The sequence below is a fragment of the Pseudomonas sp. PDM24 genome (assembly GCF_019218905.1).
Lineage (GTDB): Bacteria > Pseudomonadota > Gammaproteobacteria > Pseudomonadales > Pseudomonadaceae > Aquipseudomonas.
On sequence record NZ_JAHUWR010000003.1, the window covers coordinates 422,049 to 436,781 of the forward strand.

Annotated in this window: 12 protein-coding genes; 5 read left to right on the plus strand and 7 right to left on the minus strand. The window is 61.1% G+C overall.

Going from position 1 to position 14,733, the window contains the following annotated elements; genetic code table 11:
- Positions 1-6: 6 nt before the first annotated feature.
- The 6 genes from nahK to KW837_RS13575 all read right to left on the minus strand — a co-directional run bounded on the left by nahK (position 7) and on the right by KW837_RS13575 (position 7,952).
- Positions 7-2,640 carry a hybrid sensor histidine kinase/response regulator NahK/ErcS' gene (nahK, locus tag KW837_RS13550; RefSeq protein ID WP_371317128.1) on the minus strand — a complete coding sequence of 878 codons (2,634 nt, stop codon included), beginning with the start codon at positions 2,638-2,640 and terminating at the stop codon, positions 7-9.
- A complete protein-coding gene (nosP, locus tag KW837_RS13555; protein ID WP_218396395.1) occupies positions 2,570-3,733 on the minus strand; it encodes a nitric oxide-sensing protein NosP in 1,164 nt (387 codons plus the stop codon). The genes nahK and nosP overlap by 71 nt, the downstream gene beginning before the upstream one ends.
- Positions 3,734-3,973: 240 nt before the next feature.
- Positions 3,974-5,158: a porin gene (locus tag KW837_RS13560; RefSeq protein ID WP_123495237.1), complete on the minus strand. Its 1,185-nt coding sequence runs from the start codon at positions 5,156-5,158 to the stop codon at positions 3,974-3,976.
- Between the two features lie 265 nt (positions 5,159-5,423).
- Positions 5,424-6,230, minus strand: a complete 807-nt coding sequence (locus KW837_RS13565) for a sulfite exporter TauE/SafE family protein (protein ID WP_218396397.1) — start codon at positions 6,228-6,230, stop codon at positions 5,424-5,426.
- Positions 6,231-6,239: 9 nt separating this feature from the next.
- Positions 6,240-7,484: an FAD/NAD(P)-binding oxidoreductase gene (locus tag KW837_RS13570; protein ID WP_218396399.1), complete on the minus strand. Its 1,245-nt coding sequence runs from the start codon at positions 7,482-7,484 to the stop codon at positions 6,240-6,242.
- A gap of 132 nt (positions 7,485-7,616) precedes the next feature.
- Positions 7,617-7,952, minus strand: a complete 336-nt coding sequence (locus KW837_RS13575) for a helix-turn-helix transcriptional regulator (RefSeq protein ID WP_026331709.1) — start codon at positions 7,950-7,952, stop codon at positions 7,617-7,619.
- Between the two features lie 104 nt (positions 7,953-8,056).
- Here KW837_RS13575 and KW837_RS13580 point away from each other — a divergent pair, with 104 nt between their 5' ends.
- Complete coding sequence (locus KW837_RS13580) at positions 8,057-8,920, plus strand: MBL fold metallo-hydrolase (RefSeq protein WP_218396401.1); 864 nt, start codon at positions 8,057-8,059, stop codon at positions 8,918-8,920.
- Between the two features lie 161 nt (positions 8,921-9,081).
- Here KW837_RS13580 and bkdR read toward each other — a convergent pair whose 3' ends face one another.
- Positions 9,082-9,570, minus strand: coding sequence for a Bkd operon transcriptional regulator BkdR (gene bkdR, locus KW837_RS13585; RefSeq protein ID WP_017339472.1), 489 nt, complete (start codon positions 9,568-9,570; stop codon positions 9,082-9,084).
- Between the two features lie 185 nt (positions 9,571-9,755).
- Here bkdR and KW837_RS13590 point away from each other — a divergent pair, with 185 nt between their 5' ends.
- From KW837_RS13590 to lpdA, 4 genes are read left to right on the plus strand one after another with little or no spacing between them, the layout of a single operon-like run.
- Positions 9,756-10,991, plus strand: a complete 1,236-nt coding sequence (locus KW837_RS13590) for a 3-methyl-2-oxobutanoate dehydrogenase (2-methylpropanoyl-transferring) subunit alpha (RefSeq protein ID WP_007895123.1) — start codon at positions 9,756-9,758, stop codon at positions 10,989-10,991.
- Position 10,992: 1 nt separating this feature from the next.
- Positions 10,993-12,051, plus strand: coding sequence for an alpha-ketoacid dehydrogenase subunit beta (locus KW837_RS13595; protein ID WP_048394689.1), 1,059 nt, complete (start codon positions 10,993-10,995; stop codon positions 12,049-12,051).
- Positions 12,052-13,320, plus strand: coding sequence for a dihydrolipoamide acetyltransferase family protein (locus KW837_RS13600; RefSeq protein WP_218396403.1), 1,269 nt, complete (start codon positions 12,052-12,054; stop codon positions 13,318-13,320). It abuts the gene before it with no gap.
- An 18-nt stretch (positions 13,321-13,338) separates the two neighbouring features.
- A complete protein-coding gene (gene lpdA, locus KW837_RS13605) occupies positions 13,339-14,724 on the plus strand; it encodes a dihydrolipoyl dehydrogenase (RefSeq protein WP_218396405.1) in 1,386 nt (461 codons plus the stop codon).
- The last annotated feature ends 9 nt before the right edge of the window (positions 14,725-14,733 follow it).

The following is a 14,733-nucleotide window of genomic DNA, read 5'->3' on the forward strand; positions in this document are numbered from 1 at the left end:
CACACCTCAAGGCCGACCAAGCAAATGACTCATCGCCGTCTTGAGCTTCATCGGCCGCACCGGCTTGTGCATCAGGGTGTGGCCCAGTTCGCGGATCTGCTGTTTGAGTTCGTTGCTGTAGTTGGCGGTGATCATCATTGCCGGGATCGCTGAAGCGCGACGGGCGTTGATGCGGGCCACGGCGTCGACACCATTCTTCTCGTCATCCAGGTGATAGTCGGCGATCAGCAGGTCGGCTTCGGCGTGATAATTATCCACTTGGCGCGCCAGGTCCTCTTCCGACAGCGCCGTGATCACCCGGCAGCCCCAACCTTCGAGCAAGGTGCGCATCCCCGCGCAAATCGCCGCGTCGTTGTCCAGCACCCACACCCGTGCACCGCGCAGGCGCTCGAGCATCGGTTCGCTCATCAACAGGTTCGGCAATGCCTTGGGCGCCGTGGCACTCAACGGTACTTCGACGGAAAACATCGAGCCCTTGCCCGGCCATGAACGCACGTGAATCCGGTGGCCGAGAATGCGCGCGATTTTCTCGACGATCGCCAGGCCCAGCCCCAAGCCACGATCCTGATCCGGACGCTGCACATCCCCTCGCTTGAACTCCTGAAAAATCTCCTCCAGACGGTTTTCAGCAATGCCCAGGCCGCTGTCCCAGACTTCGATGGTCAGCCGCTGGTGATGACGTCGGCAACCAAGCACCACGCGCCCGCTGTAGGTGTAGCGAATGGCATTGCTCAGCAGATTACGCAGAATCCGCGCGAGCAACTGAATGTCGCTGCGCACCAACGCCGAACAGGGGATGAAATGCAGCTCGAGACCTTCGCTGCGGGCCACTTGGGTGTATTCCGCGGCGAGGTTTTCCAGCAATTCGCTGAGGGCGAATGGCGCAATGTCGGCCTTGATCACCCCGGCATCGAGTTTGGAAATGTCCACCAGCGTGCCCAGCAGGTTTTCCACGTCTTCCAGGGAATTGCTCACGTTGCGCACCAGCGTCTCGTTGGCCACCGGCTCCCGGCGCTCCAGCAAGGCACTGGTAAACAACCGCGCGGCATTCAGCGGTTGCAGCAGATCGTGGCTGACCGCCGCGAGAAATTTGGTCTTCGACAGGTTGGCCTGCTCGGCCTCGAGCTTGGCCTCGCGCAAGCGTGACTCCACCCGGCGGCGTTCTTCGATTTCGCGCAGTAATTGGTCATTGAGGGTGGTCAGTTCGGTGGTGCGTTCACGCACCCGCAATTCAAGGTTCTGATAGGCCTGATGCAGCGCTTCGGCGGTGCGGCGGCGCTCGGTGATGTCGCGGATCAACACGAAAATCCCCACCACTTCCCCGGTGGCCAGGCGATTGGGCACGTAGGAGCGCAGCATGTAGCGCTCCTGATTATTGATGTTGGTTTCGGCAAACTCGAACGTCACGCTCTCGCCGGCCAGGGCCCGGGCCACGTAGGCTTCCAGGCGTTGGTAATGCTGTTCGCTGTGAACTTCGCGCAGGCTCTGCCCAAGCATCACGCCCCGGGGCCAGCAGTACCATTCTTCGTAGACTTTGTTGGTGAATTCATAGACCAGATCGGCATTCAGGTAGGCGATCAGCGCCGGCACATGGTCAGTGATCAGGCGAATCCAGCGCTCGCTTTCGCTGAGCGCTTCGGCGTGCTGGTAGCGTTCGGTGATGTCGGTGAAGGTGTTGACGAAACCGCCGGTGGGCAACGGATGGGTGCGGATTTCCAGCACCCGGCCATCGTAGAGGCGCTGCTCGCATTCCTGCACGTGCCGCCCGTTCGGGTCGCGACTGGCCGGGGTCAGCAGGTTCAGTTCGCTGTCGGCAATCACTTCGGCGAACGGTCGATGGGCCGCCACCGGGGCCAGGCCGCTGAGTTCCAGGAAGCGCCGGTTCCACAGTTCCAGAATGCCTTCGGCGTTGACCATCGCCACCCCTTGGGACAGGTTGTCGACCGCCCGTTGTAACAAGTGCGACTTCTGCGCCACCGCCTGCTCGCGGCGCAGGGTTTCGCTGAGTTTGACGTCGGTAATGTCGGTGAACAGGATCACCCGCCCGCCTTCCTGAGTCGGCCGTTCGCTGACTTGCAGCCAGCGGCCGTTGTGCAGGCGATAGAGCAGGTTTTCGTCGGCATGCCCGCGGGGTTCTTCGCTGAACAGTCCGGTCGCGGTCATCAACCGTTTGACCTCGCGCAGGCGCATGCCGGCATTGATGCGCACCCGACTGTTGCCCCAGAACGCCTTGAAGCGGCTGTTGAACAACACGATCCGCTGCTCGGCATCGAACAATACAAAGGCGTCGGAAATACTTTCGATGGCGTCGATCAAGTGTTGATGGGCGGTTTCGGCCCGCAGCCGTGCCTCACTGAGCAAATGATTGCCGGCCTTGAGTTCAGCCATGGCCTGGTTCAGGGCATCGGTGCGCTCACGCACCTGTTCGGCCAGCACCACCGAATGCTGGAACGCCGCGTAGGGGTCGTTGCCCCGGGTGATGCCGGATTCGATGCGCTCGATCAGCGCGCCATTGATGCGCTGCAGTTTGTGGTTTTCGTGGCGCAGGCTGGCGATCTGCGCCTGCAGGTCAGCGCTGTCCAGGGGAGCGGCCTCGGGCAATGGCAACCCCGGTGAAGGTCTGGTTGATGTGCATGCCATTGAACTGTTCTCCGTAGGTGTTGAAACCCATCACCCGCTGCTCCCGCAGAAACGCGCCGATCTGCTCGAGATTGCCGCCGTCTTCCAGTTCCAGACGCCTGAGAAAACAGTCGCAGCCGATGGTCAGCAACAGGTCCCCGAGACGCTCCTGCAAACCATCGAACAGGCTTTGCAGATTTGGCAGCATGGGGCCGGGGGTCATGACGGTGAGGACGATGCCGTTTTCCACCGCGCAATAGAAACTCAGGCTCAGGTCTGGATGAACCTGCTGGATCGCCCGCACGTAATACTGATCGTTGATTCGCACCGCCAACGGATGCGCGGCGAAGATCCGATAATCGAGGTCGGCCACCGCCACGCCGATGTGCCGGGCGTATTCCTCGGCGGCCGGTTCAGCGTTGAGCTCGAACACCCGGCGCGAGGCGCTGTCAGCAGCGGTGACCACCAGTTTCTCGGCCCTGGGCAGGATGTGGTGGGTGGTGAAGACTTCGAAGTCCAGCCAGGTATTGACCAGCACCACAACCGCCGCGCCGCTGTGAAACTCGCCGCCGAAATACACGTGGGTGTGGGTCAGGTAGTTGTCGTCGCCGGCCGATCCGCCGAAATGCGGAATGTCGCCCAACGCCGCGCTCAAGGCCGCCAGAACCATTTCTTCACGGCTGGACAAGCCATCGAGCAGGGTCAGGGCAAAGCTGTTGCCCTTGATCGGTGCCAGGGTGTTGCTGCGACAGCCGCTGACCAGTCGCTCGACCATTTGCTGGGCATCGATCAGGCTGAAATGCTCCATCTCGTCGATCAGTTCGGTGGAGATGGAAAAGTGCCGATGATCGAAGCCCACCGCCGTCACGCAGCTGCGGCCATAGCCTTGGGGGGTGATTTCTCCGGCACTGGTGCAGCCCACCAGACGAATGCCGCCGAAGCTCTGTTGCAACGCCTGCCCCAGCGCCTGCAAGTCGTACTCGGCGGAACAGAAGAACAGCACGAAACCCAAGTGCGGGTGCAAGAGTTGTCGCGCCAGATCCTGAGCCGCTTGCTGGGCATCGGTGGCCTGGGACATGCCACTGACCACACCGTCGTTCTGAACCTGCTCCATCCTCGCCCCTCGCCGGTGCGCCTGTATGAGGCACGAGTGTACGAAGCCTGCGGGGGGCGGCGAATGCTACTTGGGTAGTGGGTGGGTGGTTCGATGGGATGAGAGCCGGACGGCATCTGCAAAACAGCACATTCCCCCGTAGGAGCGAGGCTTGCCCGCGAAGAGGCCGTCACATTCAACATTAATGTCGACTGACACACCGCTTTCGCGGGCAAGCCTCGCTCCTACAAAGGATTTGCGTTACCAGGTCAACACCGCCCCCACCGCAAACGTATCGGTGTCTTCATTCTGGGCCGTGGTGTCGTGGCCATTGATTTCGAACTGGTTGTACTCGGCCACCAGCTTCAGGTTGTCGTTGACGTCATGGAACAGTGCAATGCCGCGGGTCTCGTAATCGGCACCGCTGCCGACCACGCCGTTGCCGTCGTCCTCGGTCTTGCCGTAAGACAGGGCCAAGCGGTTCTTGCCCAGTTTGTAGGAGCCCTGCAACAGGTAACCATCGCTGTCGACATTGCGCAGGGTCGGTTCGCCGGCGTTGTTGGTGAAGAACGGGTTGATGCCCTTGGCCTGGAAGCCGGAGCCGGTCAGCGACAGCCCGCCCATCTTCGCCTGCACGCCGTAGCCGACGCCTTTGGAGGTGACGGACTCGACGCTGGAATCGGTGTTGTCCGAAGTCTGGTAGCTGCCGTTGAGCCAGCTGTAAATCTTCGCCCCGCCGACGTCGAACTGATAGGTGATCTCGCTCTCGGTGCGCGGGTTCTCCTGATACGCCTTGCCCGTCGCGCTGCTGTCGTTGGTGTCGACCGGGTCCATGATCCCGACCGCTACCCGTAAGCCATCCATCACCGGGGTGCGATAGGTAATCTGCGACGTCGGGAACGGGTACGGGTAGCCGCTGCCGATGTTGCCGAACGACACCCCGCCGCCGTCCACCAGGCCCAACGTATCGCTGACCTGACCATAACCGGCGAGTAATTCGTCGAGCAGGATGTTGGAGCGGGCAAACAGGCCGAAGTCCTTACCGATCAGCACCTCGCCCCACTCTGGATTGGCTACCGTGCCATAGAACTGCCGCACGTCGATGGCGGTGTCGGTGCCGTTGGTTTCGCTGTCGTTGATGGTCACCCAGAACGAGGCGCGGGCGCCGAGCTTGAGGTCATCGACCTGCTTGCCCATGTTGAAGCCCAGGTAGTTGGGCAGAAATCCCATCTTCACCCGGGCCTGGCGCCGGTCGTACTGCTCGCCGGCCCGGTCCACGTCACTGTTCACGTAGAAGGCGTTGATGTAGCCATCCGTGGAGAACGTGGTCTGGTCCTTGTCGTACAGCATGATCTCGGCCTCGGCCATTGAGCTCAGGCCAAAGGACGACAGGCTGGCGATGAAGGCCGGCAAGAAACGATGCTTGAAGTTCTTATTGTTGTGCATGGCGCGCTCCGCAACGGGGGACTTAATGTCGGAGGCGATTATCGAAAGTGGACCGGCGGCGTCATACGCTGCCTTGGGGGCGGTTGTGAGCTGCTTTGGATTGGCGGGTAGCGCGCGGCAAATTCGGCGTAAGACCGCTGGTCGGCAAGGCTCGGAACTTAGGGTGTAGGCCTATGCACCTCAGGTGCCGCTTTTTGTAGGAGCCAGGCTTGCCGGCGAAGGCGTCCTTCAGTCCGCCCTCGCCGACAAGCCCGGAGGCTATCGGTCAGAAACTCGCCCTGAACAGCATGTAAACGGCAATCACCACGCAGACGCTGGCGAAGCCGATCTGCAGCCCTCGGGCCGGCACCCGCGCGCAGAGTTTTCGACCGAGGATCATCCCGACGATGCTGGCGACAATGAACGACCCGCCCAAACCATCGATCCGCACCCCGGCATGAAATGCGCCGATCACGCCGATCACCGAGATCAGGCTGATCACCATCAACGAAGTAGCGACGATGCCGCGCATCTGCACATCGGTCAGTTGCTTGAACGCCGGCACAATCAGAAAGCCGCCACCGACCCCGAGCAGCCCCGAGACCACACCGGTCACCGCGCCGAGTGCCGCCAGGGTGGCGGTGCATTTGGCGGTCCAGGAAAAACGCCCGGTCTGCTGATCGAGCATGCAGTTCTTCTGGCCCCAGTTGGCGTGGCCGTGATCGCTCGGGCCATCGTCGGGCTTTTCCCGGCGCAGCATCCGCCAGGCCACCATGACCATCAGCAGACTGAACAGAACCATCAGGATCTTTTCCGGCAACTGATGGGCGAAGTAGATGCCCACCGGCGAAAATACCGCGCCCAGCAGTGCAATCAACAACGCGGCGCGATAGCGCACCAGGCCATGGCGCAAACCGTCGATCGCACCGATCGCCGCCGCACTGCCCACCGCGAACAAGGCGACGGGCGCCGCTTGGGTCATGGTCAAACCCAGCCCCAGCACCAGGGCCGGCACCGCAAGAATACCGCCACCAGCACCGGTCAAACCCAGCACCAGACCCATGACAACGCCGAAAAAACTGGCCAGCAACATAGGGTTCTCTCAGTCAACCTTGGACAGATGGGTCAGCCATTCACGGCCCTTGAGCAGGCCATTCCAGTAGAACCACGGCAGCAAGGTCGCCTTGAGGAACCAGGCTGAACGGCGCGCCACCGTCGGGTCGAGGGGAAAGGTCGGCAACAACTTACCGGCGTAACCGAACTCGGCGAGAATCACCTTGCCCTTCTCCACCGTCAGCGGGCAGGAACCGTAGCCGTCGTACTTGAGTGGCAACGGCTGTTGCTTGCGCAGGGCCAGCAGATTTTGCGCCACCACCACGATCTGCTTGCGCACGGCGGCGGCCGTTTTCGCGTTGCTGGTGGAACAGACATCGCCCAACGCGAACACATCCGCATAGCGCACGTGTTGCAGGCTGTGCGGGTTCACTTCGCACCAGCCAGCGGCATCGGCCAACGGGCTTTGGCGGATGAAATCCGGCGAGACCTGAGGCGGTACGACGTGCAGCAGGTCGAAGGTTTTTTCTTGTACGGTCACGACACCTGCAGCGTCCTTGACCTCGAACCACGCGGTTTTCGATGGCCCGTCAACCTTGACCAGATTGGAATTGAAGGCCAGCCGGGCGTTGTACTTTTCGATGTACTTCATGAGCGGCGGCACGAATGTCGCCACACCGAACAACGCAGCGCCGGCCAGATTGAACTCGACGTCGAATTTGTTCAGAACGCCGGTTTTACGCCAGTGATCGCAGGACAAGTACAAGGCTTTCTGTGGCGCACCGGCGCATTTGATCGGCACCGCTGGCTGAGTGAAGATCGCTTTACCGCCGCGCAATCCCCGGACCAGTTCCCAGGTGTAGGCCGCGTGCCGATAGCTGTAATTGGAGGTCACGCCGTTCTGGCCGAGGGTGTCCTGCAAGCCTTCGATTTTCTCCCAGGCCAGGCGCAAACCGGGGCAGACCACGAGGTTCTGGTAACTGACGGTGCGGCCATCGTCGAGGGTCAGCTGTTTGCTGTCGGGGGCGATGTCAGTCACGCACGCCTGCAACCAGGTGGCCTGGCGCGGCATCACTGAGGACATCGGGCGCGCGGTGTTTTTCACCGAGTAAGCACCACCGCCGACCAGCGTCCACGCCGGTTGGTAGTAATGCTGGCTGTCGGGTTCGATGACGGTGATGTTTAAACCAGGATCGCGTTTCAGCAGGCTGGCAACCAAACCAATGCCGGCGGTCCCGCCGCCTATTACCACGATGTCGGCACTGATGGATGGGCCCCAGTGTTGATCGTTCATCATTCATTCCTTGTTATTGCACGCATGGCGCCGGGTTCAGCTCTAATGCCGGACATGTAGGAGCCAGGCTTGCCGGCGAAAGCGTCCTTCAGAGCGCCTTCGCCGGCAAGCCTGGCTCCTACAAAAGGCGGCTCAGCCCCAGCTTTTCAGCACCGCTCCGCAGTACAGGCCGGACAGCGTCTTCATCACCTGAATCACTTCGTGACTGGCTAAACCATAGAATATGTACTTGCCTTCACGACGGGTGGCGACCAATCCCTCGTCGCGCAGGATGCCCAGCTGTTGGGACAGTGTGGGCTGGCGCACGCCGGTCATTTTTTCCAGTTCGCCGACATTGCGCTCGCCCTGGGTCAGTTGGCAGAGAATCAGCAGGCGGTCCTCGTTGGCCAAGGCCTTGAGCAGCGCGCAAGCTTTGGAGGCCGAGGCCCGGAGTTGGGCGACTTCACATTCGGTCAGACTGGATTGCATTTGCAGGATGCCTTCGACGTCACTTAAGCTGCGGACATTATGTTTAAACATAAAGTGTTGCAACCGGTTATTGTCCTCCCGCCCCTTTCCACAGGTTCGTCCCCATGTCTGCGTTGATTGAAGCCTTCCTCGACCCCGCCTCGTCGACTTACAGCTACGTGATCTACGAGCACGATGGCGGGCACTGCGCGATTGTCGACCCGGTGCTGGATTACGACCCCGCCGCCGGGCGCACCGCGACCGTCCAGGCCGACAAAATCATCGCCTTCGTGCGCGAACACCAGTTGCAGGTGCAATGGCTGCTGGAAACCCACGCCCATGCCGATCACCTGTCGGCGGCGCCGTATCTGCGTCGGGAATTGGGGGGCAAGATTGCGATCGGTGAGTCGATCAGCAAGGTTCAGGGGGTGTTCAAGACGCTGTTCAACCTTGAACCGGGATTTAGCGTCGATGGTTCACAGTTCGATCACCTGTTCGCGCCGGGCGAGTCATTCCGGGTCGGCAATCTCAAGGCCACAGCCCTGCATGTGCCCGGCCATACCCCGGCGGACATGGCCTATTTGATCGACGGCGATATGATTCTGGTGGGCGATACGTTGTTCATGCCGGACGTCGGCACCGCGCGTTGCGACTTCCCTGGCGGCAACGCCAACCAGATGTTTGCCTCGATCCACAAACTGCTGGCCTTCCCCGCCAGCGTTCGCCTCTACGTCTGCCACGATTACCCGCCCCCGGGCCGCGCCCCGCAATGCCAGAGCACGGTTGGCGAGCAGCGCAAAAGCAACATCCATATTCACGATGGCATTGATGAGGCCGCCTTCGTCGCCATGCGCACCCAGCGCGATGCCGGATTGTGCATGCCGACGCTGTTGCTGCCGGCGATTCAGGTGAATGTGCGGGCGGGGAATTTGCCGCCGGCGGAAGAGAATGGCGTGACTTACCTGAAGATTCCCCTGAATCAACTCTAGTCCCGTAGCAGCTGTCGAGCACCGCGAGGCAGCGTTCGGCGGCGCAGCCGTCGCAAAACCTGCAACCGCGTTCTTTCCGGGAAACCGCGTTGGGTGGGTTACGACGGCTTCGCCGCCGAACGCTGCCTCGCGGTGCTCGACAGCTGCTACAACTGCGATCTTCAATTGGCCAGGGTCAACCCATTCGCCGGCAACGGCAACGCCGTCTTATACCGCACCTGCTTGAGCGCAAAGCTCGAACGGATGTTCGCCACCCCCGGTACCTTGGTCAAAAAGTCCATCATGAAGCGCTCCAGCGACTGAATGGTCGGCACCAGTACGCGGATCAGGTAATCCGGGTCGCCGGCCATCAAATAGCACTCCATCACTTCCGGACGATCCGAGATCGCCTCTTCGAAATGCTGCAACGCCTCCTCCACCTGTTTCTCCAGGCTGACGTGAATAAACACATTCACATGCAGCCCCAGCAGGTCGGCATCCAGCAGGGTCACTTGCTCACGAATCAGCCCTAATTCTTCCATCGCCTTGACCCGATTGAAGCAGGGCGTCGGCGACAGGTTCACCGAGCGCGCGAGGTCGGCGTTGGTGATGCGCGCGTTCTCCTGAAGGCTGTTGAGAATGCCGATGTCGGTACGGTCCAGTTTGCGCATGAGACAAAACCACCTGCTTTTTATGTTTATGCAGAATTTTTATCCTCAAATGACCTCAAGCGCAACGAAACAGAGAGAAATATTCTTCTGGGCCCGGCCTATGATTGTTGTAGGACAAGATTTCTTTTATCGAAGAATGACTGCCAGCTCACTACAAGAAATTCACAAGATCGAGCGTAGAAGCCATGAACCAAGCGTACGAACCGCTGCGCCTGCACGTTCCCGAACCTTCGGGCCGCCCCGGTTGCAAAACCGACTTCTCCTACCTGCATCTGACCGACGCAGGCTTGGTGCGCAAACCCCCAATCGACGTTGAACCGGCCGACACGGCTGATCTGGCCAAAGGCCTGATTCGCGTGCTCGACGACCAAGGCAATGCCCTCGGTCCATGGGCCGAAGGCGTGCCAGTCGAGATCCTGCGTAAAGGCATGCGCGCCATGCTCAAGACGCGGATTTTCGACAACCGGATGGTGGTCGCCCAGCGTCAGAAAAAAATGTCGTTCTACATGCAAAGCCTTGGCGAAGAAGCCATCGGCAGCGCCCAGGCCCTGGCCTTGAACATCGACGACATGTGCTTCCCCACCTACCGTCAACAAAGCATCCTCATGGCCCGCGACGTGCCGCTGGTCGACCTGATCTGCCAACTGCTGTCCAACGAGCGCGATCCGCTCAAGGGCCGTCAGTTGCCGATCATGTACTCGGTCAAGGACGCTGGTTTCTTCACCATTTCCGGCAACCTTGCCACCCAATTCGTACAAGGCGTGGGCTGGGGCATGGCCTCGGCGATCAAGGGCGACACCAAAATCGCCTCGGCCTGGATCGGCGACGGCGCTACCGCTGAATCGGACTTCCACACTGCCCTCACCTTCGCCCACGTCTACCGTGCGCCGGTGATCCTCAACGTGGTCAACAACCAATGGGCAATCTCCACGTTCCAGGCGATTGCCGGTGGTGAAGCCACTACTTTCGCCGGACGCGGCGTCGGTTGCGGCATTGCCTCCCTGCGGGTCGATGGCAACGATTTTGTCGCGGTGTACGCCGCCTCTGCCTGGGCCGCCGAACGTGCGCGCCGCAACCTCGGCCCGACCATGATCGAATGGGTCACCTACCGCGCTGGCCCGCACTCGACGTCCGATGATCCATCCAAATACCGTCCTGCCGACGACTGGAGCCACTTCCCGTTGGGCGACCCGATAGCGCGCCTCAAGCAGCACCTGATCAAAATCGGTCAGTGGTCCGAAGAGGAACACGTCGCGGTCAGCGCCGAACTGGAAGCCGAAGTGATCGCCGCGCAGAAAGAAGCCGAGCAGTACGGCACCCTCGCCGGCGGCCAGATTCCGAGCGCCGCGACCATGTTCGAAGACGTCTACAAAGAGATGCCGGAGCACTTGAAGCGCCAGCGTCAAGAGTTGGGGATCTGACATGAACGATCACAACAATAAAATCGAGTTGGAAACCGCCATGACCACGACCACCATGACCATGATCCAGGCCCTGCGCTCGGCCATGGATGTGATGCTTGAGCGTGACGACAACGTCGTGGTGTTCGGCCAGGACGTGGGCTACTTCGGCGGCGTGTTCCGTTGCACCGAAGGGCTGCAGAACAAGTACGGCACCTCCCGGGTATTCGATGCACCGATCTCCGAAAGCGGGATCGTTGGCGTCGCCGTGGGCATGGGCGCTTACGGTTTGCGGCCGGTGGCCGAGATCCAGTTCGCCGATTACGTCTACCCGGCGTCGGACCAGATCATTTCCGAAGCGGCACGCTTGCGCTATCGCTCGGCCGGCGAGTTCACTGCGCCGATGACCCTGCGCATGCCCTGCGGCGGCGGCATCTACGGCGGCCAGACCCACAGCCAGAGCATCGAGGCGATGTTCACTCAGGTCTGCGGTTTGCGCACCGTCATGCCGTCCAACCCTTACGACGCCAAAGGCCTGCTGATCGCCTCCATCGAAAACGATGACCCGGTGATCTTCCTCGAGCCAAAACGCCTGTACAACGGCCCGTTCGACGGCCACCACGACCGTCCGGTAACCCCGTGGTCGAAACACCCCGCCGCGCAAGTGCCGGACGGTTACTACACCGTGCCGCTGGATGTCGCCGCCATCGCGCGGCCCGGCAAAGACGTGACCATCCTGACCTACGGCACCACCGTTTATGTGTCGCAAGTGGCGGCTGAAGAAACCGGTATCGACGCCGAAGTCATCGACCTGCGCAGCCTGTGGCCGCTGGACCTGGAAACCATCGTCAAGTCGGTGAAGAAAACCGGCCGTTGCGTGATCGTTCACGAAGCGACCCGCACCTGCGGTTTCGGCGCCGAACTGGTCGCCTTGGTGCAAGAGCATTGCTTCCACTACCTGGAAGCGCCGATCGAGCGCGTCACCGGTTGGGACACTCCCTACCCGCACGCGCAAGAGTGGGCGTATTTCCCTGGTCCGTCCCGTGTGGGCGCGGCTTTGCATCGGGTTATGGAGGTCTGAATGGGCACGCACGTTATTAAAATGCCGGACATTGGCGAAGGCATTGCAGAAGTTGAACTGTCTCAGTGGCACGTCAAGGTCGGCGACATGGTCGTCGAAGATCAGGTGCTGGCCGATGTCATGACCGACAAGGCGATGGTCGACATCCCGTCCCCGGTACATGGCAAGGTGATTGCGCTGGGCGGCCAGCCTGGCGAGGTCATGGCAGTCGGCAGCATTCTGATCAGCATCGAAGTCGAAGGCGCGGGCAACGTTAAAGAGTCGGCTCAGCCAGTAGCGGTTAAAGAAGCACCCGTTGCAGCGCCTAAAGTTGAAGCGGTTGTTGAAAGCAAACCGGTGGCGGCACCTCGCTCGGCCGCCGCGTGCCAAGGGCCAATGGTCGCCCGTGAGGCCGATGAACGTCCGCTGGCCTCCCCGGCCGTGCGCAAACATGCGCTGGACCTTGGCATTCAATTGCGTCTGGTGCGTGGCAGCGGCCCTGCCGGCCGTGTGCTGCACGAAGACCTCGAAGCCTGGCTGGCTCAGGGTCAATCGAACGCATCCACCGCCACCGCCGCTTACGCCCAGCGCAACGACGAAGAGCAAATCCCGGTGATCGGCATGCGTCGCAAGATCGCCCAGCGCATGCAAGACGCCACTCAGCGTGCTGCCCACTTCAGTTACGTCGAGGAAATCGACGTCACTGCCGTGGAAGAACTGCGCGCACACCTGAACGAAAAACACGGCGCAACCCGCGGCAAGCTGACCTTGCTGCCGTTCCTGGTCCGCGCGCTGGTCGTGGCTCTGCGCGACTTCCCGCAGATCAACGCCCGTTACGACGACGAAGCCCAGGTCATCACCCGCCTCGGCGCCGTGCACGTGGGCATCGCCACCCAAGCCGAGATCGGTTTGATGGTGCCGGTGGTCCGTCACGCCGAAACCCGCAGCTTGTGGGACAGCGCTCAGGAAATTTCTCGCCTCGCTACCGCTGCCCGCAATGGCAAGGCCAGCCGCGATGAATTGTCCGGTTCGACCATCACCCTGACCAGCCTCGGCGCCTTGGGCGGTATCGTCAGCACCCCGGTGCTGAACTTGCCAGAAGTGGCAATCGTCGGCGTGAACAAAATCGTCGAACGGCCGATGGTCGTCAAAGGCCAGATCGTGATTCGCAAGATGATGAACCTCTCCAGCTCCTTCGATCACCGCGTGGTCGATGGCATGGACGCGGCGCAATTCATCCAGGCCATCCGTGGCTTGCTCGAACAACCCGCCACGCTTTTTGTTGAGTAGGCATTTGTGGAGAAGGTCATGCAACAGACTTTGAACACCACGCTGCTGATCATCGGCGGCGGCCCTGGCGGTTATGTGACGGCAATCCGTGCCGGTCAGTTGGGCATTTCGACCATTCTGGTGGAAGGCGAATCGTTGGGCGGCACCTGCCTGAACATCGGCTGCATTCCGTCGAAGGCGTTGATTCACGTCGCCGAACAGTTCCATCAGACGCAGCACCACAGCCAACACTCGGCGCTGGGCATCAGCGTATCGGCGCCGACCCTGGACATCAGCAAGAGCGTCGAGTGGAAAGACGGTATTGTTGATCGTCTGACCACCGGCGTTTCGGCGCTGTTGAAGAAGCACAAGGTCCAGGTCATTCAAGGCTGGGCCAAAGTGATCGACGGCAAAACCGTCGAAGTCGGCGACACGCGCATTCAGTGCGAGCACCTGGTGCTGGCCACCGGTTCGAAAAGCGTGAACCTGCCGATGCTGCCGATTGGCGGGCCGGTTATCTCCTCCACCGAAGCCCTCGCACCGACGTCCGTGCCGAAACGCTTGGTTGTGGTCGGTGGCGGTTACATCGGTCTGGAGCTGGGGATTGCCTATCGCAAGCTCGGTGCAGAGGTCAGTGTGGTCGAGGCGCAGGATCGCATCTTGCCGGCCTACGACGCCGAACTGACCCATCCGGTGCATGAAGCACTCAAGCAACTCGGCGTGAAGCTTTACTTGAAGCACAGCGTTGAAGGCTTTGATTCACAAGGAAATACCCTGCAAGTTCGTGACCCGAACGGTGACACATTGACCCTGGAAACCGATCAGGTCCTGGTGGCTGTCGGCCGCAAACCCAACACTCAAGGCTGGAACCTCGAAGCCTTGAACCTGGACATGAACGGTTCGGCGATCAAGATCGACAACCGGTGCCAGACCAGCATGCGTAACGTCTACGCCATCGGCGACTTGAGCGGCGAACCGATGCTCGCGCATCGGGCCATGGCTCAGGGTGAAATGGTTGCCGAGCTGATCAGCGGTAAACACCGCGAATTCAACCCGACCGCCATCGCCGCCGTGTGCTTCACCGACCCGGAACTGGTGGTGGTCGGCAAGACCCCGGATGAAGCCAAGGCTGCGGGGCTGGACTGCATCGTGTCCAGCTTCCCGTTCGCCGCCAATGGCCGGGCGATGACGCTGGAGTCGAAAAGCGGCTTCGTGCGGGTCGTGGCGCGCCGCGACAATCATGTGATTGTTGGTTGGCAGGCGGTGGGTGTGGGCGTGTCGGAGTTGTCGACGGCGTTTGGCCAGAGCCTGGAAATGGGCGCTCGTCTGGAAGACATCGCCGGCACCATCCACGCGCATCCGACGCTCGGTGAGGCGGTGCAGGAAGCGGCGTTGCGTGCCCTTGGTCACGCGCTGCATCTGTAACCCAGGGAG